Source organism: Brevundimonas sp. FV1ye4L (genome assembly GCF_058681255.1).
On the sequence record NZ_CM178734.1, the window covers coordinates 404,563 to 427,206 of the forward strand.

A 22,644-nucleotide genomic window follows, 5' to 3' on the forward strand; every position below is an offset into this window, starting at 1 on the left:
CATGGCTCGCTATGTGTTCATCACCGGCGGCGTGGTTTCCTCGCTAGGAAAAGGCCTCGCCTCCGCCGCTCTCGGCGCTCTTCTGCAGGCGCGCGGCTACAAGGTCCGTCTGCGCAAGCTCGACCCCTATCTGAACGTCGATCCGGGCACGATGAGCCCGTACCAGCACGGCGAGGTCTTCGTGACCGACGACGGCGCCGAGACCGACCTGGATCTGGGCCACTATGAGCGGTTCACCGGGGTGTCGGCGGCCAAGTCCGATAATATCACCACGGGCCGGATCTATTCGACCATCCTGGAGAAGGAGCGTCGCGGCGACTATCTGGGCGCCACCGTCCAGGTCATTCCGCACGTCACCGACCAGATCAAATCCTTCTGCCTGACGCCGGCCCTGACCGATGAGGGTGAGGCCGTCGACTTCGTCCTGGTCGAGATCGGCGGCACGGTCGGCGACATTGAGGGCCTGCCCTTCTTCGAGGCCATCCGCCAGCTGGGGCAGGACCTGCCGCGCGGCCGGTCGTGCTTCGTCCATCTGACCCTGCTGCCCTTCATCAAGACGGCCGGCGAGATGAAGACCAAGCCGACCCAGCATTCGGTCAAAGAGCTGCGCTCGATCGGCATTCAGCCGGACATCCTGCTGTGCCGCTGCGAACAGCCGATCCCGGCCGAAGAGAAGCGCAAGATCGGCCAGTTCTGCAACGTCCGCGAAAGCGGCGTCATCCAGGCGATGGACTCGGCTGACATCTATGCCGTGCCGCTCGATTATCACCGCGAGGGGCTGGACAAGGAGGTCCTGGCTCATTTCGGCATCGAGGACGCTCCGGAGCCCGATCTGTCGCGCTGGCAGGAGATCGCGCGCCGCCGGCTGCACCCGGACGGCGAGGTCACCATCGCCGTGGTCGGCAAGTACACGGTGCTGAAGGACGCCTATAAGTCCCTGATCGAGGCCCTGCACCACGGCGGGGTGGCCAATAACGTCAAGGTCAATATCGACTGGGTCGAGGCCGACACCTTCGAGGGCGACCCTGAGGCCTGCGAGGAGCGTCTGCAGGGCGCCCATGCTGTTCTGGTGCCCGGCGGCTTCGGCGAGCGCGGTTCGGAGGGCAAGATCGAGGCGGCGCGGTTCGCTCGCGAGCGCAAGATTCCCTATTTCGGCATCTGTTTCGGCATGCAGATGGCGGTGATCGAAGCGGCGCGGAACCTGGCCGGCTATCCCAAGGCCTCGTCCACCGAGTTTGGTCCGACGGCCGAGCCGGTCGTGGGCCTGATGACCGAATGGACCCAGGGCAATCAGCGGGTCCTGCGTCAGCAGGGCGGCGACCTTGGCGGCACCATGCGGCTGGGCGCCTATGATTCGACGCTGACCGAGGGCTCGAAGATTGCAGAGATCTATGGCTCTACCGCCATCAGCGAGCGGCACCGCCACCGCTATGAGGTCAATATCAACTATCGGGAAGCGATTGAGGCCAAGGCCGGCCTGGTGTTCGCCGGCCTGTCGCCCGACGGCGTCCTGCCGGAGACGGTGGAGCGGCCGGACCATCCGTGGTTCATCGGCGTCCAGTATCACCCTGAGCTGAAAAGCCGGCCGTTTGCGCCGCACCCGCTGTTCGCCAGCTTCATCGAGGCGGCCGTGGTGCAGAGCCGGCTGGTCTGATCAATCCGTGTTCACGGACCTGCGATTCCGTCCGGTGCCGGTTTTGCAGTAAAATGCCTGGAACGGATCGAATTGGGACGATCCGACAGGATGGATCGTCGATGATCGGCGCCTTGCTTTATCACCTGCACCGGCATGTCCGCCTGGTGCTGATCGCCGGAGGGCTGGGGCTGGTTTTCGGCATGGCGGTGGTCGGCTATGAGCTGGCCCGCAGCCTGGAGGCGCCGTCGGCCCACTCGGCGGAGGCCGAGCGGGCCTGAGCGGTCAGTCGATCTTCAGGCGCATGAAGATCATTCCGCCGTCCGGATCGCCGCCGTAGATAGGCTCCAGCGCGTCCGGCACGCGGTTCATCGCGTAGAGAGCGCCCAGGCCGAAGCGGACGCGGGGGGCGATCCGCCAGTCACGAACCGCGCCAAGCGAGGCTTTCCCGACCGTGTAGAGGTCGCCGTGGCCGCCGTGGTCGCCGGGGACCAGTTCGTCCGTCTCGATCCGTTCGGCCCGGGCGAAGACGGTCCAGCGGTCGTTCGGATGGACGGCGGCTTCCAGCAGCCAGCCGTCCTTGGACTCTTCGTGACTGTTGGTCTTGCGGCCCCAAGCCAGGGTCGAGGACCACCAGCCGGTCTTGCCCAGGCGGCGGGTATGGATCGCGCTGGCCGACCATTTGGTCTCGTCCTCGTCTGGCTCCAGCTGTTCCGGGGCCGAGACGTCGGCGTAGGAAGCCTGGAAAGACCAGTCGGCCGTCGGATTCCACGAGCCCCGCACCGACCAGCTGTCCAGTTTGGGCGTATCTATGCCCCAGCGTTCCTCGTCGGGTTCGCGGCCCTTGAAGGCCGAGGTCTCGATCTTGAAGCGGTCGTGGGCCCAGCCCAGGGTGGTGACGCCGAAGACGATATGGGTCGAGTCCAGCCAGTGGTGGGTGATGGGCGCCTCGGGACTGTCCATGGCGCTCATCCGGTGCATGAAGGCGGGCGGGCCGAAGGCGGGCTCGCCGGGCAGGCCGATGTAGCCGTACACGCTGTCCTTGTCGGACAGGCGTTTCGAATAGCTGGCCGACAGCTCCATGAAGAAATCGTGCGGATGCTGGCGGTCGACCAGGGGATCGACGCCGTTCGCCGTTTCGCCGGCGGCCAGCAGCAGAGGATAGCCGGACTTGCCCATCAGGGGGTCGGGGCTGAGCATGGCGCGCAGGTTCAGGGTCGAACCGTCGTCGAAGGCGCGGCGGGCCGTGGTCATCAGCATGCCCGAGACGAAGGTCTTGTCGCCGCCGCGCGGCCCGGACTGGGTGTCGTAGGTCAGGTTCAGCAGGGCGTGGGTCATCACCGTCCAGTCGCCCCGGACGGTGTGGATGCCGGCGTGTTCGCCGGAGTCGGGCTGCCAGCTGGTGCCGGAGGCGTCGCGGCTCATGGGCCAGGGGCCGTAGGGGCTGGTCATGATGTGGGGCATGTCGGCCATGTCGTGGCCGGCATGGGGATCGGCGGCCGGAGGCGTCTGGTGGTGAGAATGGTCCTGCGCCGTCGCCACCTGAGCGAGGGCGAGCAGGGAGACGCCGGCGAGGGCGCCGACGAGGGTATGGGGAGCCATGAAGGCCTCCTTGAATGATCGTGACTGAGGGCGCCGCGAGGGGCGGGGGAGTTCAGGCGATCGGGAGGCGGGGCGGGCCGGGCTCGGGCGAGAGCCGACGGCCTGCGGGCAGGTCGAACAGGGGGGCGTTCAGGCGAGCCGGGGCGACGGTTGGCCCGGGACGGGAAACGGGCTCCAGCGCCGGCGCCGTGACGCAGGCGGCGCAACAGGCCATGGCCTTCATCGCCTTGTTCTGGTGAGCGGGCGTCTGGTCCGGCGCGGCGCGACGGGCCTCCGCGCTCGTCTCGTGGCAGGGCGCCTCGGCCATGGCCGGCCCGGCCGAGACGCCGAGGGCGCCCAGGGTCAGCACCGCCAGGGCGCCGATCAGCAGCAGAAGGGACGAGACGATCTTCACGACGCCGAGGATAGGCGTTGCAACCCGGCGCCGCAATGTATCGCCCGTGTCATTCACCGTGCGGGCTTCTTGTCGACCAGAGGCAGGCCCGGGGCGTCCGGCGGGGTCTGTCCGCCCGGACCCAGCTCGCGCTGCATGAAGACGACGTCGCGCCAGTCGTCGTGTTTCCAGCCGGCCGCCTTGAACACGCCGGCGTCGGCGAAGCCGCGCGCGCGGTGCAGGGCGATGGAGCCGGCGTTGTCGGAATCGCCGATCACGGCGACCATCTGGCGCAGGCCCAGGGCTTCGCAGGCGAGGATCAGTTCGTCGAGCAGGGCGCCGGCGACGCCGCGGCCCCGGGCTTCGGGGGCGACATAGATCGAGTCCTCGACCATGTAACGGTAGGCCTGGCGGGTGCGGAACGGGCCGGCGTAGGCGTAGCCGACCACCGCGCCGTCGATCACGGCGACCAGACGGGGCAGGCCCAGGGCCTGGACCGCCGCGAACCGGGCGGCCAACTCGATCTCGTCCGGCGGCTCCAGCTCGAAGGTGCCGCGCCCGTTGGCGACGCTTTCGGCATAGATAGCGGTGATCGCCGCCATGTCGGTGGAGGTCGCCGCGCGAATCTGGACGTCAGGCCGCATCAGCCCAGCAACCGCGCGGCCTGGGGCGCGAAATAGGTCAGGACGCCCGCGCAGCCGGCGCGCTTGAACCCGTGCAGGGTCTCCAGCACGGCGCGGTCGTGATCCAGCCAGCCGTTGGCGACGGCGGCCTGGATCATCGCGTACTCGCCCGACACCTGATAGGCGAAGGTCGGGACGCGGAAGGTTTCGGACACGCGGCGAACGATGTCGAGATAGGGCATGCCCGGCTTGACCATGACCGCATCGGCGCCTTCCGACAGGTCCATGGCGACCTCCTTCAGGGCCTCGTCGGAGTTGGCGTAGTCCATCTGATAGGTCTTCTTGTCGCCTTTCAGCGCTTTCGAAGAGCCGACAGCGTCGCGATAGGGGCCGTAGAAGGCCGAGGCGTATTTGGCCGCATAGGACAGGATCAGGGTGTCGTGGAAGCCGTTGGCCTCCAGCGCCTCGCGCACCGCCTGGATGCGGCCGTCCATCATGTCTGACGGGGCGACCACGTCGGCGCCGGCGTGGGCGTGGATGAAGGCCTGTTCGGCGAGGCGGTCCAGGGTGGCGTCATTGACGATCCGCTCGCCCTCCAGCACCCCGTCGTGGCCGTGGTCGGTGTAGCAGTCGAGCGCGACGTCGGTCATGACGCCGATCTCCGGCGCGGCGTCCTTGATGGCCTTGATACAGTCGGGGATCAGGCCGTCGGGATCGGTGGCGCCCGTGCCGACCGCGTCCTTGATGGCGCCGTCCACATTGGGGAAGAGGGCCAGCATCGGAATGCCCAGGTCGCGCGCCTCGACCGCCGCTGCGGCGGCCGCCTTAGGCGACAGGCGGAAGACGCCGGGCATGGAGGCGACGGGGACGCGGTCCTCGGCGCCGTCGTGGACGATCAGGGGCCAGATCAGGTCGGCAGGGGTCAGGACGGTCTCGGCGACCAGACGGCGGACCCAGGGACTGGCGCGCAGGCGCCGGGGACGGGCGAGCGGGAAGGGGGCGGGCTGGTAGGGAAGCATGGCGGGACTTTCGAAATCTGTCGCCGGACTAGCGCCGCCGGGGCCGGGGCGCAAATCGCGTGAAGCTTCGGATCGTTTCGAACGTGATACCGGCTTGCGCGCGTCGACGAAATGCGAGCCTATCCCATCAAAATCTGGCGCATCAAATCCAGGGAGACGGCGATGATGAGACGTTTGGCGGCGAGCGCGGCGGTTCTGGCCCTGGCGGCGGGGCTGTCCGGATGTCTGATCATCGCCTCCGACGGCGGCGAGCGGACGGTGGTCGTGGACGGCGCAGCCCCGTCCGCGCCCGCCTATGTCTCGCTCTATACGGATGCGGTCGCCGATCCGAAGCGTCCGGCGGAGGAGGTGGCGCGCGATCCGCTGCGTCATCCGGCCGAGATCCTGGCCTTCGCTCAATTGGCGCCCGGCGACAAGGTGGCCGATGTGCGCCCCGGCGCCGGCTATTTCACCCGCCTGTTCTCGGACGTGGTCGGGCCGAACGGTCGAGTCTACGCCTTCGTCCCCGAGCGGACCATGACGCGGGAGAACCCGCTGGCCGACGCCCTGGTCGCCGCCTATCCGAACGTGACGCGGGTCAACGGCCTGCTGGACGCCATGACCTATGACCAGCCGTTGGACATGGTCTTCATGAGCCAGGAATATCACGACTTCCACATTCCCGGTTTCAACACCGACGTGGCCCGGATGAACGCCGCCGTGTTCGCGGCGCTGAAGCCCGGCGGCCGCTATATCCTGATCGACCACCAGGCGGCGGCGGGGACCGGGATCTCGGCTGTCCAGACCCTGCACCGGATCGAGGGTGACTATCTGAAGCGCGAGGTCGAGGCGGCGGGTTTTGTCTTCGAGGGCGAAAGCGCGGCCGTGGCCAATCCGGCCGACGACCACAGCCTGAACGTCTTCGACGCAGCCATTCGCGGCAAGACCGACCAATTCGTCTATCGCTTCAGAAAGCCGGGCTGAGGTCTTCAGGTTCGGGATCGTCGGTCGAGCGGGCGCTCGCCTCCCGCGCCTCCCGCGCCCGTCTGAGGGCGCCGGTCTCGGCCCGGAGAAGCGGACCGGGGACGATATAGTCGGCATAGGCCGGACGGCGACGGGCCTTGACCTGCCGCAGGAACAGGCGTTCGCGCTCCGTCAGGGGTTCGGCCTCGCCCGAGGCGATCAGCTCCAGCCGATGTCGCTGAAGCGTATAGACGAAGGCGTCGTCATGGCGGGCGCTGGACGGACGGCGAGGGCGCATCGGAGGCTCCTTCCGGGGCTCGGGTGAATTGGCTCTGTCTTCGCGGCGGACCAGCGAAGTTCGGGGAGGGGTCGGGACGCCGGGACTGCGCCCGGGGTGGAATTGTTTTTACCGTTTCGGCGCAGGCGTCGTCCCGAGCGGCCGTTTTCCACACGCGCTCCGGCTGGCGGCCCTATTCTTCGAGCCTTGCCGGATCGGCGGGCCGCCTTGCGACGGCTTCGCCGGGGCGGACATGCCGATTGAAAATCGACAGCGGTCCGCTTTCCTAGGCGTGCGGCGAGCAGGAGACGGCATCCATCGCCGCCCCTAAGGACCCCGGCGGTCTCCTTCCCGCCGGCTTCATCGCTCGACCACAGCCCCGCCGCCGTCAGGGCGCTGGATCCGACGCCCTCCCCATCGGCGGGGATGGGAGGAGGTTACGCGCGATTGCTGGTATGGCGCGGAAGTCGGGGTGAGATTCTTTTAGGCCATTGAAATCGTTCGATTCAGACCAGCGTCATTGTGGGCGTTGGCCTAGGTTGTCGATCATCACTTTCGTCATTCCGGGCGGAGGGCCGCTTGGCCCGCAGACCCGGAACCCAGCGGCGCCGAAGGCGAAATCTATCCGCCGCACCGCTTCTGGAGGCTGAGTCCGCGACAACTTCGCGCTCTCGCGCGCCACTGGGTTCCGGGTCTCCGCTGCGCTTCGGCCGGAATGACGAAAGAGGGAGGGCAGCGTCACCTCTCCGCGCGCGAAGGCGCGTGGGGAGGTGAGAAGTCAGCCGCCGAAGCCGCCTTCGTCGAGGAAGGCCTGTTCCTCGGGCGTGGTCGTGCGGCCCAGGGCGGAGTTGCGGTGGGGGAAGCGGCCGAAGCGGAGGATGATGTCGCGGTGGAGGCGGCCCCATTTCTCGAGCTCGGCGTCGCCGGCGATCAGGGCCATGTAGCGGTCCTGATCCTCGAGCCGTTCGGAATGTTCGAAGGGGAGGAGGAGGAAGTTCTTCAGCTCGGGGGCGACCTGAAGATGGAGGTCGCGCGCCACGGCCTGGTTCGCGAACATCAGCGCCAGGGGGTCGGTAGCGAACTGATGCGCCGTGCCGCGGAAGCTGTTGCGCGGGTACTGGTCCAGCAGGATCAGCAGGGCGAGGGCGGTCTCGGGGGTCTCGATCCAGTCGTCGCATTCGCGGCGGGCGGCGGACAGGTGCAGATCATGGCCCCGCGCGCGAAATTCGGCGTCGAACGCCTCGTCCTTGGCGAACCACTTGTCGGGACCAGCCTCTTTCCAGAAGGCGACGACGTCGGATGGGGCTATGAAGGCGGTCATGAGCCAGATCCTAGCCAATCCGTTGCCCGTCTTCCATGACCGCGACTGCGACCTTTCGATCCTTCGCGGCAAGCGCGTGGCCATGATCGGCTACGGCAGCCAGGGGCGAACCCATGCGCTGAACCTGCGCGATTCGGGCGTGACCGACATCGTCGTGGGCCTGAAGGCCGGGTCGAAGACGCGGGAACGCGCCCAGGCCGACGGATTCGCCGTGATGACCGCGGGCGAAGCGGCGGCGGGGGCGGATGTCGTCGCCGTCATGACCTCGGACGAGGCGCACCGTGACCTGTGGCGCGACGAACTGGCGCCGAACGTGCGGCCTGGGGCGGCCCTGGTCTTCGCCCACGGCCTGTCGGTGCGGTTCGGGCTGGTGGAGCCGCGCGCCGACCTGGACGTCATCCTGGCCTCGCCCAAGGGGATCGGGCCGCGTATCCGCGACCTGTACGAGGCCGGGGAGGGGGTCTTCTGTCTGTTCGGGGTGCATCAGGACGCCACGGGCGGCGCCCACGCCCTGGGCCTGTCCTATGCGGCCGCCCTGGGCTGCGGACGCAAGGGCATCCTCGAGACGACGATGAGGGACGAGTGCGAGAGCGATCTGTTCGGGGAACAGGTGGTGCTGTGCGGCGGGATCGCCGAACTGATCGATTCGGCCTTCATGAAACTGGTCGAGGCCGGCTATCCGCCCGAGGTGGCCTGGTTCGAGTGTTTCTACGAGGCCAAGCTGGTCACCGACCTGATGTACGAGCGCGGCATAGCCGGCGCCTTCGCCAAGATCTCCAATACGGCGGAATACGGCGCCTATCTGACCGGGCCGCGCATCATCAACGCCGCCTCGCGCGCGGCGATGGACCAGGTGCTGGCCGAGGTGCAGGGCGGGGGGTTCGTGCGGGCCCTGATGGCGGATTACGACGCCGGCTCGCCCGACCTGCTGGCGCGGCGCGGGGCCCTGGGGCGGCGGCCGATCGAGGCGGTGGGGGCGCATCTGAACGAGGTGGCGCGTCTGGCGCGCGAGACGGCGGCGAACGACGACTGAGGCGCGTGGGCTTCGTTATCATCGGGCTGAGCGACCTCATTGAGGCAATGCGGCGGACGGCCCGGCCCTCGGGGCGAGCCCGAGGGTGACGATTATTGGATTTTGCAAAAAGAGAAGATGGTCGGAGTGAGAGGATTCGAACCTCCGACCCCTGCGTCCCGAACGCAGTGCTCTACCAGGCTGAGCCACACTCCGACCGTGGGGGCTGGCCTGGCGGCGTCGCCCCGAAGTGAGGACGCGGCTTATAGCCATGGGTTTCAGACCCCGCAAGCACCCATTTCGACCTTCTTTGCACGGGGCTTTGCACGGGGCGAAAATAGTCCTGAAAGAGGGTGTTGCATCCGAAAACGGTTTGGCCTATCTGACCGCCTCCGCCGCGCGAGAGCGCAGCGGTCGCCGGACCTGCTGGGGAATGGTGTAATGGTAACACTCCGGTTTTTGGTACCGTCATTCTAGGTTCGAGTCCTAGTTCCCCAGCCACCGCCCTCACTGGATTTGAGCGCTTTTGAGCCCCAGTCTGGTCCAGAGCCCCAAGACCACCTTGGATCACATGGCGTCCGTGGACGACTACATCGACCTCGATGGCGGGCCCCCTCGGCGGAATAGCGCGCTTCGATCTCCCGCGCGCTGATCCCGATCTGCCCGCCTGAAGTAAAAACGACATCAACTCGTCGAGTTTCCGTTACGGGCCGCTTCTATATCCGCCCCTTCGGTAAGGGGCTGCCAGTTGAGTCACGAGCACGAGGTGGGGCAGGCGCTTGTGACGCACAATCGTGTGCTTCTCGCCTATGTCCGACGGAGACTGGCGTCGAGCGCTGATGCGGAAGATGTCGCGCAGGAGGCCATTCTGCGTGTTCTTTCCCGGGCGCGCGTGGCGCTGATCACCGATCCGCTGTCCTATGCGATGCGGGCCGCCCGCAATATTCTGATCGATCGCGCGCGCCGGTCGGACTCCACGCCCTTTGACGATTTTGGCGACGCGGACCATCAAGCCGACGACGCCGCGTCCCCCTTGGAAGCGCTGGACATGAGCGAAAGGCTGCGCCTGTGTCAGAAAGCCCTGGACGCTATGCCCGCCGTGCGCCGCGAAGTGTTCGTGAGACGCCGCGCCGGCGAGGAATCCTATGAACATATCGCCGGCGAATTGAACATGTCGGTCGAGGCGGTGCAGAAACACTATAGTCGCGCCGCTCAGACGCTTCGCAAGACGGCGGAGGGGCGTCATGTCGATTGATTCCTTTGACGCTCGCGACGACCGGGCGGCGGCCCTTTGGGCGGATGAAAAACAGGGGGGCGGCTGGACCCCAGCAAGGCAGTCCGCTCTGGACGCCTGGCTGGCGGGACGGCCGGATCGACAGCGGCTGCTGCAGCAGCACGAGGCCCTGATCGCCGATCCGGCCGTCCTGTGGGCGGCGCGGCGAGCGGCTCACAGCACGGTGAAGCCGGGCCTGTTCGCCTCTACGCCGGTCTGGGTGAAGGTCTGGGGGCCGGCGGGGCTGGCCGCCTGTGTCGCCTGCGCGGCTCTGTTCGGCGCAACCTCCTCCCTTCGGGGAGATCTGATCGTGGGTCGCCGCGGTGCTCCGCAAGCTGTGGCCCTGGCGGATGGGTCGGCGGTTCGGCTGAATGGCGCAAGCCAGGTGCGTGTTCTGCTGGGCGACACGGAACGGCGACTACGACTGGACGGCGAAGGCTTCTTCGAAGTCGCCCATGACGCCGCACGCCCGTTCACGGTGGAAGCCGAAGGGGTGCGGATCACCGCAGTCGGCACGCGGTTCAACGTGGACACGCTCGAGACCCCCGACGGCCCGATGGTCGAGGTCGTGGTGTTCGAAGGCGCCGTCGATGTGGCGCCGAACAAGGGGGACGTCGTGAGAATCCGAGCCGGAGAGCGTGTTCGGGTGCTGAAGGCCGGTGTGCAACGCGCTCGTCTGCGACAAGCCGAGGCCGAGACGGACCTTCCATCCTGGACCAAGGGCTGGCTGGAACTGGACGAGACGACCCTGATCAGCGTGATCGACGATCTGAAACGGACCACGGGGGTGGAGGTCTCGCTCTCTGATCCGCAACTTGGCCGCGCGCTCGTCAGCGGCCGCTTCTCTTACGAAAATCCCGAGAACGCCTTGGCCGCGATCGCCCGGCTTCATGGGCTCAGACTGATCCGAAAAGACACCGGTCACTATCTGCTGTCTGAAGCTTAGGTGACGGATAGAGCAAGTTTTCACGACGGGTGTCAGGACTGCGAAGTCGGTCGTCTTCCCCAATAGCGGCCAGGTTCGGCCGCGGGGGATCTACCATATGCGTATTTACAAGACTGGCCTCCTTGCGGCGGCCGCCGTCGCCGTCCTGACATCCGCCGCCGCCCCGGCCCAGGCCTGGCAGGCCGCCAGCAGCGCCGAGGCGCGCGCCACTTTCAATATCCCGGCGCAGGACCTGGGGCGCGCGATCCAGACCTTGTCACGTCAGACCGGCCTGCAGATTGTCTTCGACCCTGAACTGACGCGCGGGCTGCGGGCTCAGGCCGTTTCCGGCTCGATGACGCCCCGAGAGGCGCTCCGTCGGATGATTGCGGGGTCCGGGGTTGAGGCGCGCGAGGTGCGCGGCGTTCTGACCCTGGTGCGTCAGTCGGCCGAGGCCTTGACGCCCAGCCCGGATGCGACGGTGTTGGAGGAGGTCCTGGTGGTCGGCTACGCCGCCGGCATGCGGCGCTCGCTGGACGCCAAGCGCGACGCCGACTTCATCTCTGACGTCATCAGCGCCGACGACATGGGCGACCTGCCGGCTAACAATGTGGCCGAGTCCCTGTCGCGCCTGCCTGGCGTCAACGCCGTGCGCAACCACACCACGGGCGAGGGCGACCGGATCACCATCCGGGGTCTGTCGACCGAGCTGAACAACTACACCATGAACGGCGTCCGCATCGGCGGCACAGGCTCGCCCGACGACAGCTTTTATCGCGGCGTGCGGCTCAGCTTTCTGCCGCCCGAAGGCATCGACTCCATCACCGTGGTCAAGAGCCTGACGCCGGACCGCGACGGCGACGCCCTGGGCGGCTCCATCGACATCCGCACCCCCACGGCCTTCGACCATAAGCCGACCTACGGCGTCCTGTCCGCCTCGGCCGGGTTTCTAGACAAGTTCGACGACAAGACCTCGGGCGAAGTCTCAGGCTCCTTCGGCCGCCAGTTCAACGACCACTGGGGCGTGTTCGTCACCGCCAGCTGGTCGCGACGCAAGTCCCAGTTCGAACAGAACGGCGTCGATGGCGATAACCAGCCTCCGGTCTGGTACGAAGACAGCGAGAGCCTGGGCTGGGATACCAGTACTTTCGTTCTGCGCGGCATGAACCTGGCGTTCGGCGAGACCGAGGTCGAGCGCAAGGGGCTGAACGCCAGTCTCGACTATCGCGGCGATAACCACGACTTCCACTTTCGCGGCCAGTTCAATGAATACACCCAGGACGAGTTCGACAACCGTCTGAACTTCCGCAACGACACGTCAAAAAACTCGACGCGACTGACCCAGGTGGACAAGACCGCCACGGGCTTGGTCAACCCGGACGACGCCATCATAGGTTCAGGCGCCAAGGGCAATATCTATTCCTATACCACCGCCCAGATCGTCGACCGGGACGGCGACGGCGTCATCACCGATGCGGACCGATCGACCAAGTCCTACTACACGCTGAACGGCGCCTCGGGGACCTGGGATCCGCAGGGCTTCCGCCTGCGTCGCTTCTGGGAAGGCTCGCGCGAGACCGGCTCGCTGATGTCGCTGAACCTGGGCGGCGTCAGCCGCTACGGCGATGTGAAGGTGGATTACGATCTGTCCTACGCCAAGTCCGAAGACAATATCGACGACAGCTACGAGATGGAGTTCCGCAGCGACAAATACGGCTGGCTGGGCAACGAGGGCGTCGATATCGTCAACTTCGGCGACAGCCGCTTCCCCAAATGGGTGCTGAACGACGCCGGCATGGCGGCGGTGCAGGACCCGAACCAATACAACTACGCCGGCCTGTCCGGCGAGGTCGGCGGGGCGGAAGAGGATCTGTGGCAGGGCCAGTTCAACGCCGAATGGCGGCCCGTTTCGCCCTGGCTGGAGTCGGTTAAGGGCGGGGCGAAATTCTATTCCTCCAAACGCGCGACCTATAGCGGCGAGTTCCTTGATCTGGACGCGGAGGGGACCCTGGCGGACTTCTCGGCCTTCTACGGCAAGGAGGTCACGAACCTGTTCGACGGCGAATACACGGGCCTCTATCGCCTGGGCGTGGTGCTGGACAATCAGGCCGTGTTGGCGGAGCTGAGCCGGGCGATGAACGGCGACAGCAGCTTCTTCGAAGGCTTCGCCACCGACCCCTCCAGCGCCGAACTCAGCAACGAGGACAGTTTCGAGTTCAAGGAAGACATTCTCGCCGGCTATCTGATGGCGACGGCCCGCTTCGGCGACGCCCAGATCATCGGCGGCCTGCGGGTTGAGAGCACGCGCAACGACATCTCGGCCTATGTGCTGGACGAGGTTCAGGGCGAGCGGTTCACTACGGACAAGAGCGACTTCGTCAACGTCCTGCCGTCGATCCATCTGAACTATGCGCTGAACCGCAGCACTAAGGTGCGGGCGGCGATCTGGACCAGTTTCGCCCGTCCCGACATCGCCCGAATGACCTCGGCGCGGGAGTACAGCTACGACATCGATCCGGATGGCGATGGCGAGGAAAATCCCACCTCGGACTGGGTGCTGATCGGCATCGAACAGGGCAACCCGGATCTGAAGCCGATGAAGGCGATCAACTACGATCTGTCGATCGAGCGCTACAACGGCGACACCGGCGCCTATTCGCTGGGCCTGTTCTACAAGGATATCGAGAACTTCCTGTTCCGTTCGGCCTCCAGCAACATCCGCGACGGTACGGCGGGGGCGAACATCGGGCCGGATGGCGTCACCATCTCCATGCCCAACAACGGCAAATGGGCCGAGGTTTACGGCGTCGAGATGAGCGCGCAGCAGATCTTCTACTGGTTGCCGGGCGCCCTGTCGGGCCTGGGCGCCAGCGTGAACGTGACGCTGCAGCGCTCGGAAGCCGAGACTGGAATCTCCTGGCACCCGGCGGGCTACACCCTGCCGCTGATGGAGACGCCCGAGGCCATCGCCAATGTGCAACTGTTCTGGCAGTACAGCGGATGGGAAGCTTATGCCGCCTACAGCTATCAGTCGGAATTCCTGGAGGGAATTCAGGACTTCGGCAATAATCCCTACGAACAGGACTATGAGTTCGTGGACCTGAACGTGCGGCGCAAACTGTGGGGCGGCGCCACCGCCTCGCTGCAGGTGCAGAACCTCTTCGACAACCACACCTACTGGTACACGGCCGGTTCGAGCACGGCCTCCAGCCGGGCCTATATCAAGAACGGGCGGTCGATCTCGCTCGGCCTGACCTACGTCTTCTGAGGGTGACCAAAATGAAGTTTGCTCGATCCCTCATGCTCGGGGCCGCCGTTGCGGCCCTGAGCGCTTCTCTCGCCATGGCCCAGACGCAGCGTCCGGATCGCCCCGAACCGGCGCCGGTCCAGGCGTCCGAACGCCCGATAGCGCCGGCGACGGTCCAGCCGGAGCGGATCATTCTGAACCTGACCGCCGATCCGGCGCATGAGATGGCCGTCACCTGGCGCACCGCGCCGGGCCTGGACGGGCAGGTGGAGTTCGCCGAGGCCCAGGACGGGCCGGACTTCATCGCCTCGGCCGTTCGTGTGGCCGCAACCACCGACGACGCCGTCCTGGCCGTGCGTGAGGCGACGGACTTCCGGGCCGCCTATCATTCGGCCGTGATGACGGGGCTGAAACCGGCGACCGTCTATGTCTATCGGGTCGGTTCGGGCGGGGCCTGGTCGGAATGGCTGCAGTTCAAGACGGCGGCTGCGACGCCCGAGCCCTTCACCTTCCTGTATTTCGGGGACATGCAGAACAATATCCTCAGCGAGGCGTCGCGCACGCTCAGGATGGGGTTCCGCAAGGCGGGCGACGCCGCCTTCGTCATCCACGCCGGCGATCTGATCAACCGGCACGACAGCGACAATGAATGGGGCGAATGGTTCGCCTCGGGCGGCTTCCTGTACGCCCAGACGCCGCAGATGCCGACGCCGGGCAATCACGAATACGGTCGTGGCCCGATCCTGAACCCCCAATGGCGCCGGCAGTTCACCCTGCCGGAGACCGGACCGGCGGGCGTCGAGCGGCTGAAGGAAACCGCCTGGACCGTCGATTATCAGGGTCTGCGCCTGATCTCGATCGACGCCCCGCTGTTCCACGGCGACGAGGCCATGCGGGCCGAAATGGTGCGATGGCTGGACCAGATTCTGGCCGATAATCCGAACCGCTGGACGGTGCTGTTCCTGCACTTCCCGCTGTTCTCGATCGATCCCGACCGCGACAACAGCCGGGTTCGCGACGCGCTGAAGCCGCTGATCGACAAATATGGCGTCGACCTGGTGCTTCAGGCCCATGACCACGGCTACGCCCGCGGCGCCATAGGCGAGGGCGCCATGAGCAACGTCGGGCCGGGGCGCCGGTCGGACCACGGCTCGACCTATGTTGTCTCGGTCGCCGGTCCGAAGATGTACCCTGTGGCGAACCTGACCTGGGCCGATCGGATGGCGGAGCGGACGCAGACGTTCCAGACCCTGGACGTGTCGCAGGAGGCGGTGGTCTATCGGGCCTTCACCGCGACTGGCCGAGAACTGGACGCTTTCCGACTGACGAAAGGGGAGGACGGCGTGGGCAGGGTGGAAACGCTCACCCGCGACAGCCAGGCGCACTAGGGGCGCTTCCTCCTTCAGCATAAGGCGGCGCTCGCGGCGACCGTCCTGGATAAGGCGTGGGCGTAGCGTTCGAACCTCGGGCGACGGCAGGAAGCAGTCCTGCCGTCGTTGCCCATATGAACCCGCCGACACGTGTTGGTTTCGTCGTCGGAAATTCCGGGTCAGGCTCGGGATGCGATGGTTTGGTCGAAACCAAAGGCGTGGTTCGACGCAAGGGTTTTGCGAAGACGCAGCGAAAAATAGGTCTGCGGACAGCCGAGGCCGCCCGCGCGTCGCCGCCCTATCGGCCTATAGCGTAAGACGCGTCCAGACCCTCGCCGCCGACCTTGGCCTCGATCAGATCGCCGGACTGGATCAGGCCCTTGGTGAAGGGACGCTGGTCATAGACCTGGAAGCGGACGGTCGACTCGGGCCGGATCGTCGTCGTGTAGCGGTACAGGGTCGGATCCGTCGCGTCGGGCGACAGTCTGACGATCATGTCATTGGCCCCCAGGAAGTCGCCCCAGAGCCACAGAGGCCCCGTCGCGCCTTGCGGGCGCCGGATGGTGATCTCGACCGGCGCGGGCTCCTGATAGGTCTCCTTGGCGAAATAGGCCGCCGGGGTCGGCTCGTTGCCGCGCCGCCAGTCGAAATAGGTCGCGTTCTCCCAGTTCGAGCCCTGGCCCCAGCGGGTGGAGCAGGGGGTCGAGACCCAGGCCGGCTCCCAATAGACCACGCCGACGCCGCCCGCGAACTTCACCCTCTGGGTCAGGTCGTGCATGTACTGGCGCTGGCCCTCATAGGTGGCCGGATAGCCGGGGAGGAGCGAGTCCTCGCCCAATAGATTCGGAGAGTTATCGGCCGAATCTGTCGTGAAGGGATAGGCGGTCTCGACCACCACCACCTCAGCCGGATAGCGGTGACGCAGGCGAGTGATCGTCTGCTCCAGTCCATCCAGACCCTGGGTCGACCATTTGCGATAATAGCTGACGCCGATCAGGTCGAAGTCGGTGACGCCGTGCTTCCAGGCGTCGGCGAACCAGGGTTCCACGTTCTCGGGCTGGGCGATGTGCAGCATGACCAGGGGCTGGATGCTGGATTGAGCGCCGGCGTCACGCACGGCCTTGATGCCGGCGTTGAACAGGGCGGCGTTGCGTTCCCAGTTGATGCCAGGGCGGGCGGTCTTCCAGTCGAGCTCGCCCATCATTTCGGGATTGGTCTCGTTGCCGACCTGAACCTGGTCCGGCATCAGGCCTTCGGCGTCGAGGGCCCGAAGGGTCTGGAAAGTGTAGTCATAAAGGGTCTGGGCCAGAGCCGGCGTGTCATCCCGCATCGACCGCCAGGCCTTGGGCACGATCTGCTTGTCCCCGTCGGCCCAGTCGTCCGAATAGTGGAAGTCGAGCAGCACCTCCATGCCCGCGGCACGGGCACGGCGGATGGTTTCGCGCACGTCGTCCAGGTCGCTGTAGTTGGTCCATTCGGCGTCGTTCCAGATCCGGACCCGCACCAGATTGGTCCCCATTTCGGCGAACAGGCCATAGGGATCGCGGGCCTGACCGTCCTTGCGATAGATCGCGCCGCAGTCCTCCATCTCGTTCACATAGGACAGGTCGGCGCCGAAATAGAAGGGCGCCGGCTGTCCCGCCTGCTGGGCTTGCGCGGGCAAGGCCATCAGGGCGGCGAAGGCGGGAAGGAGGATGCGGCGGATCTTCATGGGCGATTCCGTAGGCTTGAGGTGCGACGCGGGGTCAGTAGCGGAAGGTGGCGTCGAGGCTGAACCGGCGACCGAAGCGGGTGTTGCTGGCCAGACGGTTCTCGTCGTTGTCGTAGTAGGTGTTGACCTCTTCATCGGTCAGGTTGCTGGCCTGGAAGCGCACGCCCAGGTTCGACGTCACCTGATAGGAGGCGCTGAAGTCCAGGGTGGATTCGCTGTCCAGCGTGCGCAGGGCGGAGCCGTCCCAGCCGCTGATGACGGTGAAGGGGCTGTGGTACTTGTAGCCCAGGCGGCTCTCGAACTTGCCGTCGGAGTACCAGAGGTCGACCGTCGCCGTCTCGCGGGCCAGGCCGGTCGACTCCAGCGGGTTGTTGGCCGGCGAGAACTCCTTCACGTCGGAATCGACGTAGGCGAAGTTGGCGTAGACGCCGAAGTTCTCGAGCGCCGGGATAAAGCGGAACGGCGTCTGGAAGGTCAGCTCGATGCCGCTGATGCCGCCGCCGTCGCCGTTGAACGGACCGGTGACATTGTAGGTCACGCCGTCGATCGTAACCGGCTGGGTGAAGTAGCCGATGTGGGTCTCGACATCCTTGTAGTAGGCCGCGGCCGCGAACAGGGCTTCCGGCGCGAAATACCACTCGTAGGACAGGTCGACCTGGTTGGCGATGTAGGGGTTCAGGTTCGGGTTGCCGGCCGTGCCCGACGGGGGCGGGCTGGTGTTGTACAGGGTGCGGCCGGCGCGCAGTTCATCCAGAGGCGGACGCGCCATGGTGCGGGCCAGGCCGAACCGCAGTTGCTGCTCCTCGGCCAGGGCGAAGGTCAGGTTCAGGCTGGGCAGCAGTTGGAAATAGTCATTGTCGATCGAGATCGGCGTCAGGGCGCCGCTGTTGACGGATTCATAGCCGTTGCTGGTGGTCTCGGTCTGAACCGCACGCATGCCGACGTTGCCAGTGACGGGCAGGCCCGCGAAGTCGCCGGCGAAGTCGACCTTCACATAGGCCTCGAACACCGTTTCATCGACGGACCATCCCGAGGCCTCGTCCACGGCGTCTGCGGGCTGGACGAAGCCGCCGTAGGCCGCCTGGGCCACAGCGTCGAAATCGCCGTTCAGGAAGCCCGGGGTGTCGAAGTCGGAGACGGTGAAGCTGCTGAGCAGCGACGAGGGAAGGGTGGCGACGATCGGCGCCTGGGTCCACAGCAGTCTTTCGTAGGCCTTGGACCGGTCAGAGGCGCGGACGCCGAAGGAGGTCTTGGTGACGCCCGTCTCGCCGCCGTAGTGGGCGACGTCGAACTGGGCCGACGTCAGCTCGTCCGTCAGCTTGCCGCCGTCCGCCTGGCCGGGAACATAGTCAAACAGCGGCTGGAAGCTGGGGTCTGACGTATCATAGCTGGCGAAGGCCGACGGCGTCTGGCCCGGCGTCATGTCGACGCCGGCGAGCGCCGGATAGTGTTCGGTGAAGATCGCGCGCCACAGGTTCTCGCGCTCGGCCTTCGAATAGGCGACGTCGCCGGTCAGGGTCCAGGCGCCCGACATCCACTTGCCGTTCAGGCCGGTGGCCAGCAGCGTCTTGTCCTCGACGTATTTGGCGATGACGTTGGTGACCGACGCGAAGGGCAGGGTGGCGGCAACCACTGTGCCGTCGATGATGGTGTAGGCGGCGGCGGGATCGCCGTAGGCCCAGCCGGAGGCGCCGTCAAAGTTCGCGTAGGCGTTGTTCCTGCCAAACCAGATCTGGTTCTGGTCCTCGTCGATCTCGACCTTCGAATAGAGGGCGTCCATGTTCAGTTCGAACTGGTCGGACGGCTTCCACTGCAGAGCGCCGTTGACGCCGTTGCGGGTCTCGGTCAGGCGCTTGACCTGAGCCTGGGCGCCCCAGAAGGTCGCGTCCAGATCGCCGTCGCCGTCGATGTCGCCGGGCGAACCGCCCGTATCTTCGTCGTTCCAGCCCCATCCCTCGAAGGTCGAATAGCCGTTCTTCTGCTCCTGGTGGGTCACGCCGAGGTTGACGCCCAGGGTGTCGGTCAGCCGATGGGTCAGGCTGGCGCTGAAGCGGGAGCCCAGCGGATCATAGTCGGGCAGGTCCTCGCCGCCCTCGTAATAGACCGCGCCGGCCGTGCCGACGAAGCTGGGGCCGCGATAGTCCAGTGGGCGGATGGTGCGGATGTTGATGGTGCCGGCGATGCCGCCCGAGATCAGATCGGCGGACTGGGACTTGTAGACCTCGACGCCCGAGACGACCTCCGAGGGGTAGATTTCCCAGCGGACGTTGCGGTCCGGCTCCGACGAGGCGACTTCGCGGCCGTTGACGAGGCCCAGCACCAGACGCGGGCCGAGGCCTCGGATCGAGGCCTGGCTCTGGTTGCCGCGGTCACGCGTGCCGTTGACGCCGGGCAGACGGACCAGTTCTTCGGCGATGGTCACGTTCGGCAGTTGGCCGATGTCCTCGGAGGAGATGGCCTCGACCACCAAGTCCGAGCGGCGCTTGACGCCGATCGCATCGCGCAGCGAGGCGCGGATGCCGGTGACGACGACCTCATCGACCTGTGCGGCCTCCGTAGGCTCGGCGGCCGGCGCCTCCTGGGCCCAGACGGGCGCGGCAGTGAGAAGGGCGGCCAGCGATACGCTGGCGGCGGCGATGGTCTTGCGATTGGCGGTCATTAGAACTCCCCCTGTGCTCGCCTGATTTTCAGGTCGATTGTTTGGTGGTGCGGGCGTCGAGACGAAGCACGGCGGGGCGCAGCCCCTCCGCCCGCGCCGTGACGGTGATGGGGCCGCCTTTGCGGCCCGTCTGGACGATGGCCTGGGCCAGTCCGTTGAACAGATGTCTGCGGTCGCTTCGGTCCGCCTCGTGGCTCACCGGATCGCCGTTGCCGACGCCGATGACCCGGGCGTCGCCCGCGACTTCGAAGACGACAAGGTCGCTGGCGCGCGGACAGGGTCGGCCGCGGGCGTCCACGACGCTGGCGGCGATCATGGCCACGTCCTCGCCGTCGGCAGTCAATCGTTGACGATCAACGGACAGACGCAGAGTCGCCGGGGCGCCGGCGGTCTCGCGACGCTGGGTCGAGACCAGCCGGCCGTTCTTGTACCCGCGCGCCTCCAGCACGCCCGGCGCATAGGGCACGGACCAGGCCAGGTGACGATTGCGCTCGACGGTCTTCGCTCCGACCGAACGGCCGTTCACGAACAGTTCGACGCGATCCAGGTTGGAATGGACCCAGACCTCGATCTCCTCGCCTTCGCGCCCTTCCCAATTCCAGTGCGGGAACAGGTGCAGCAGCGGCTCAGGCCGCCACCAGGCGCGGTAGTACCAATAATTGTCCTTCGGGAAGCCGCAGGAGTCCATGGCGCCGAAGTAGGAGCCGACGCTGGGCCAACGGCTGTAGGGCGTCGGTTCGCCGCGATAGTCGAAGCCGGTCCAGATGAAGCCGCCGGCGATATAGGGCCGCTCCGCCGCAATGGTCCACCATTCCTCGGCGGTCGAGGCCCACCAGGGGTGTTCGCGGTCATAGGCCGGGACGATGTGGCGGGCCGCGTCCAGCACATATTCGCCCCGGGTCGAGACGGTGCTGCCCGTCTCGCTGCCGAGGATGGGCTGATCCGGGAAGCGGGCGTGATAGCCCTCCATCTGGGGGGTGCGATAGTTGAAGCCCAGCACGTCGACGACGCGCGACACGCCGGTGTCGAAGTCCTGGTCCTTGGCGGCGGTGACAGGACGGGACGGATCCAGCCGGTTGACCAGCCGCTTCATGGTGCGGGCGATGGCGGCGCCGGTCTGATTGCCCTGGATCGCCTGTTCTTCATTGCCGATCGACCAGGCGATGACCGAGGGGCGGTTGCGGTCGCGCCGAACCAGGGTGGCCAGTTCCGTCATCGACTCTTCGTCGGAGGACATGCGCCGCGTCTCGGCGATGACCAGCATGCCCAGGCGGTCGCAGGCGTCCATCAGTTCCGGCGTGGCCGGATTGTGCGAGGCGCGATAGGCGTTGCAGCCCATGGCCTTCAACTGCTCGATGCGCCAATCCTGGAGCCGATCCGGGATGGCCGCGCCGACGCCGGCGTGGTCCTGGTGGCAGCAGGCGCCGAGAAGCTTCAACGGCTGGCCGTTGAGCAGGAAGCCGCGCTTGGCGTCGAACACCACCGAGCGGACGCCGAACGCGGTCTCGGTGCGATCTGTGATCCGACCTCCGACCTCGACCTCGACCACGAGGCGGTGCAGTTGCGGATCGGACGGCGACCACAGGGGAGCGGTGTTCCAGGCCAGATCATGCTCGACCTTGCCGTCGCCCCAGGAGGTGATGGTTAGCCCGGTCTCATGGCGGGCCATCTCAAGACCGTTCGGGGCCAGGACGAAGGTGCGAATTCGGGCTTCGGGGGCGGCGTCGGACTGGTTACGAACGTTGATGCTGATCTTGGCGGTCGCGCCCGCGCCGCGCGGGGCGGCCTGGATGAAGACGCCGTGCGGCGGAAGGTGGATGGGGGCCGTGGCCGTCAGATGAACATGGCGGTACAGGCCCGCGCCTTCATAGAACCAGCCTTCGCCGAGGCTGGCGTCTACGCGAACGACCAGCCAATTGGTTTCGCCCGGCCGAGCGACGTCGGTGATATCGACAGTGAAGGGGACGTAGCCGCCGGCGTGTTCGTCGACGATGATGCCGTTCAGGAAGACCACGACCTGACGGAAGGCGCCGTCGAACTCCAGGCTCAGCCGCCGTCCAGCCCAATCCGCAGGAATGTCGAGAGGCCGTCGATACCAGCCGACGCTGTTCTCAGGATGATCGCGTCCCAAGGCGCGATAGCCGTGGGCCGCCCGAGGGTCGTCCTGGTCGGGACCGAAGCCGCCGGGGCCCGGATCGAAAGGCAGATCGATGGCCCAGTCGTGGGGGATTTGGACCGGGGTCCAGCCGGAATCATCGAAGCCGGCCATCGCCGCCGTCGCGATCGGCGAGGTCTCCGAGCCGCCGGTCTTGGCATAGGTGCGCTGATCGCGGCCAAAGCCGAAATCCTTTGCCATATCTGAGGCGTGACCGAGCGCGAACTTCCAGTCGAACGCCAGTCTTACGTTCTGACGGGGCGACAAGTTTGAAGCAGGCGTCGCCGAGTCCGCGACTGCTGGCCCAGCCAAAGCGGTCGAGGCGAGCGTCAAGCCGCCTGCGCCCTGCAACACGACACGGCGATCAACCGTCAGATCTGAACCCTTGCGCTGCAATGCGCGTCTCCCTGAGCACTCGGGCCTGTTGGCGGCCTCTTGAGGTCAAGAAAGCGGTCGTCGCCCCGTTCTGTCAATGAAATAATTTTCATATGCGATATGAAGT

Annotated in this window: 17 protein-coding genes and 2 tRNA genes; 9 read left to right on the forward strand and 10 right to left on the reverse strand. The window is 66.4% G+C overall.

The window, feature by feature from the left end; genetic code table 11:
- Nucleotide 1: 1 nt before the first annotated feature.
- Complete coding sequence (pyrG, locus tag ACW17X_RS01955; RefSeq protein ID WP_492099378.1) at nucleotides 2-1,654, forward strand: CTP synthase; 1,653 nt, start codon at nucleotides 2-4, stop codon at nucleotides 1,652-1,654.
- Nucleotides 1,655-1,755: 101 nt separating this feature from the next.
- Complete coding sequence (locus tag ACW17X_RS01960) at nucleotides 1,756-1,914, forward strand: hypothetical protein (protein ID WP_492099380.1); 159 nt, start codon at nucleotides 1,756-1,758, stop codon at nucleotides 1,912-1,914.
- Nucleotides 1,915-1,918: 4 nt separating this feature from the next.
- Here ACW17X_RS01960 and ACW17X_RS01965 read toward each other — a convergent pair whose 3' ends face one another.
- Genes ACW17X_RS01965 through hemB form a run of 4 tightly spaced genes read right to left on the reverse strand, consistent with a single transcriptional unit; the run spans nucleotide 1,919 to nucleotide 5,250 of the window.
- Entirely contained in the window at nucleotides 1,919-3,235 is a 1,317-nt protein-coding gene (locus ACW17X_RS01965) for a hypothetical protein (RefSeq protein WP_492099382.1), read from the reverse strand.
- A gap of 52 nt (nucleotides 3,236-3,287) precedes the next feature.
- On the reverse strand, nucleotides 3,288-3,629 hold the full coding sequence (locus ACW17X_RS01970) for a hypothetical protein (RefSeq protein WP_492099384.1): 342 nt from the start codon (nucleotides 3,627-3,629) through the stop codon (nucleotides 3,288-3,290).
- Nucleotides 3,630-3,682: 53 nt separating this feature from the next.
- Nucleotides 3,683-4,252 carry a GNAT family N-acetyltransferase gene (locus ACW17X_RS01975; protein WP_492099386.1) on the reverse strand — a complete coding sequence of 190 codons (570 nt, stop codon included), beginning with the start codon at nucleotides 4,250-4,252 and terminating at the stop codon, nucleotides 3,683-3,685.
- Nucleotides 4,252-5,250: a porphobilinogen synthase gene (gene hemB, locus ACW17X_RS01980; protein WP_492099388.1), complete on the reverse strand. Its 999-nt coding sequence runs from the start codon at nucleotides 5,248-5,250 to the stop codon at nucleotides 4,252-4,254. The genes ACW17X_RS01975 and hemB overlap by 1 nt, the downstream gene beginning before the upstream one ends.
- A gap of 162 nt (nucleotides 5,251-5,412) precedes the next feature.
- On the opposite strand from hemB, the gene ACW17X_RS01985 reads away from it, so the two are divergent.
- Nucleotides 5,413-6,213, forward strand: coding sequence for a class I SAM-dependent methyltransferase (locus ACW17X_RS01985; RefSeq protein ID WP_492087217.1), 801 nt, complete (start codon nucleotides 5,413-5,415; stop codon nucleotides 6,211-6,213).
- Here the strand turns inward: ACW17X_RS01985 and ACW17X_RS01990 are convergent.
- Nucleotides 6,197-6,490: a hypothetical protein gene (locus ACW17X_RS01990; RefSeq protein WP_492099390.1), complete on the reverse strand. Its 294-nt coding sequence runs from the start codon at nucleotides 6,488-6,490 to the stop codon at nucleotides 6,197-6,199. The two genes, ACW17X_RS01985 and ACW17X_RS01990, sit on opposite strands and share 17 nt — an antisense overlap.
- A 757-nt stretch (nucleotides 6,491-7,247) precedes the next feature.
- On the reverse strand, nucleotides 7,248-7,790 hold the full coding sequence (locus ACW17X_RS01995) for a DUF924 family protein (protein ID WP_492099392.1): 543 nt from the start codon (nucleotides 7,788-7,790) through the stop codon (nucleotides 7,248-7,250).
- On the opposite strand from ACW17X_RS01995, the gene ilvC reads away from it, so the two are divergent.
- A complete protein-coding gene (ilvC, locus tag ACW17X_RS02000) occupies nucleotides 7,789-8,823 on the forward strand; it encodes a ketol-acid reductoisomerase (RefSeq protein WP_492099394.1) in 1,035 nt (344 codons plus the stop codon). The genes ACW17X_RS01995 and ilvC overlap by 2 nt on opposite strands.
- Nucleotides 8,824-8,941: 118 nt before the next feature.
- On the opposite strand, the gene ACW17X_RS02005 is transcribed toward ilvC, so the two are convergent.
- Nucleotides 8,942-9,018: transfer RNA gene (locus ACW17X_RS02005), tRNA-Pro, on the reverse strand.
- A 211-nt stretch (nucleotides 9,019-9,229) separates the two neighbouring features.
- Between ACW17X_RS02005 and ACW17X_RS02010 the strand changes: the two genes are divergently transcribed.
- From ACW17X_RS02010 to ACW17X_RS02030, 5 genes are all read left to right on the forward strand, one after another.
- Nucleotides 9,230-9,303, forward strand: a tRNA-Gln gene (locus ACW17X_RS02010).
- Nucleotides 9,304-9,550: 247 nt separating this feature from the next.
- Nucleotides 9,551-10,057, forward strand: a complete 507-nt coding sequence (locus ACW17X_RS02015; RefSeq protein ID WP_492099397.1) for an RNA polymerase sigma factor — start codon at nucleotides 9,551-9,553, stop codon at nucleotides 10,055-10,057.
- Nucleotides 10,047-11,021, forward strand: a complete 975-nt coding sequence (locus ACW17X_RS02020; RefSeq protein ID WP_492099399.1) for a FecR family protein — start codon at nucleotides 10,047-10,049, stop codon at nucleotides 11,019-11,021. Before ACW17X_RS02015 ends, ACW17X_RS02020 begins: the two co-directional genes overlap by 11 nt.
- 97 nt (nucleotides 11,022-11,118) lie before the next feature.
- The gene (locus ACW17X_RS02025) at nucleotides 11,119-14,268 is read left to right on the forward strand and encodes a TonB-dependent receptor (RefSeq protein WP_492099401.1); all 3,150 of its coding nucleotides are present in this window, start codon (nucleotides 11,119-11,121) and stop codon (nucleotides 14,266-14,268) included.
- Nucleotides 14,269-14,300: 32 nt separating this feature from the next.
- Nucleotides 14,301-15,635: a purple acid phosphatase family protein gene (locus tag ACW17X_RS02030; protein WP_492099403.1), complete on the forward strand. Its 1,335-nt coding sequence runs from the start codon at nucleotides 14,301-14,303 to the stop codon at nucleotides 15,633-15,635.
- A gap of 280 nt (nucleotides 15,636-15,915) precedes the next feature.
- Here the strand turns inward: ACW17X_RS02030 and ACW17X_RS02035 are convergent, their stop codons facing one another.
- Genes ACW17X_RS02035 through galA form a run of 3 tightly spaced genes read right to left on the reverse strand, consistent with a single transcriptional unit; the run spans nucleotide 15,916 to nucleotide 22,517 of the window.
- Complete coding sequence (locus ACW17X_RS02035) at nucleotides 15,916-17,328, reverse strand: glycoside hydrolase family 53 protein (RefSeq protein ID WP_492099405.1); 1,413 nt, start codon at nucleotides 17,326-17,328, stop codon at nucleotides 15,916-15,918.
- A gap of 34 nt (nucleotides 17,329-17,362) precedes the next feature.
- On the reverse strand, nucleotides 17,363-19,987 hold the full coding sequence (locus ACW17X_RS02040; RefSeq protein ID WP_492099407.1) for a TonB-dependent receptor: 2,625 nt from the start codon (nucleotides 19,985-19,987) through the stop codon (nucleotides 17,363-17,365).
- 28 nt (nucleotides 19,988-20,015) lie between these two features.
- The gene (gene galA / locus ACW17X_RS02045) at nucleotides 20,016-22,517 is read right to left on the reverse strand and encodes a beta-galactosidase GalA (protein WP_492100426.1); all 2,502 of its coding nucleotides are present in this window, start codon (nucleotides 22,515-22,517) and stop codon (nucleotides 20,016-20,018) included.
- Between the last annotated feature and the right edge of the window lie 127 nt (nucleotides 22,518-22,644).

Excerpts from the sequence above, each read along its gene's own strand:
- pyrG (WP_492099378.1), top strand. The coding sequence starts at position 2 with ATGGCTCGCTATGTGTTCATCACCGGCGGCGTGGTTTCCTCGCTAGGA.
- ACW17X_RS01960 (WP_492099380.1), top strand. The coding sequence starts at position 1,756 with ATGATCGGCGCCTTGCTTTATCACCTGCACCGGCATGTCCGCCTGGTG.
- ACW17X_RS01965 (WP_492099382.1), bottom strand. The coding sequence starts at position 3,235 with ATGGCTCCCCATACCCTCGTCGGCGCCCTCGCCGGCGTCTCCCTGCTC.
- ACW17X_RS01975 (WP_492099386.1), bottom strand. The coding sequence starts at position 4,252 with ATGCGGCCTGACGTCCAGATTCGCGCGGCGACCTCCACCGACATGGCG.
- hemB (WP_492099388.1), bottom strand. The coding sequence starts at position 5,250 with ATGCTTCCCTACCAGCCCGCCCCCTTCCCGCTCGCCCGTCCCCGGCGC.
- ACW17X_RS01985 (WP_492087217.1), top strand. The coding sequence starts at position 5,413 with ATGATGAGACGTTTGGCGGCGAGCGCGGCGGTTCTGGCCCTGGCGGCG.
- ACW17X_RS01990 (WP_492099390.1), bottom strand. The coding sequence starts at position 6,490 with ATGCGCCCTCGCCGTCCGTCCAGCGCCCGCCATGACGACGCCTTCGTC.
- ilvC (WP_492099394.1), top strand. The coding sequence starts at position 7,789 with ATGAGCCAGATCCTAGCCAATCCGTTGCCCGTCTTCCATGACCGCGAC.
- ACW17X_RS01995 (WP_492099392.1), bottom strand. The coding sequence starts at position 7,790 with ATGACCGCCTTCATAGCCCCATCCGACGTCGTCGCCTTCTGGAAAGAG.
- ACW17X_RS02020 (WP_492099399.1), top strand. The coding sequence starts at position 10,047 with ATGTCGATTGATTCCTTTGACGCTCGCGACGACCGGGCGGCGGCCCTT.
- ACW17X_RS02025 (WP_492099401.1), top strand. The coding sequence starts at position 11,119 with ATGCGTATTTACAAGACTGGCCTCCTTGCGGCGGCCGCCGTCGCCGTC.
- ACW17X_RS02030 (WP_492099403.1), top strand. The coding sequence starts at position 14,301 with ATGCTCGGGGCCGCCGTTGCGGCCCTGAGCGCTTCTCTCGCCATGGCC.
- ACW17X_RS02035 (WP_492099405.1), bottom strand. The coding sequence starts at position 17,328 with ATGAAGATCCGCCGCATCCTCCTTCCCGCCTTCGCCGCCCTGATGGCC.
- ACW17X_RS02040 (WP_492099407.1), bottom strand. The coding sequence starts at position 19,987 with ATGACCGCCAATCGCAAGACCATCGCCGCCGCCAGCGTATCGCTGGCC.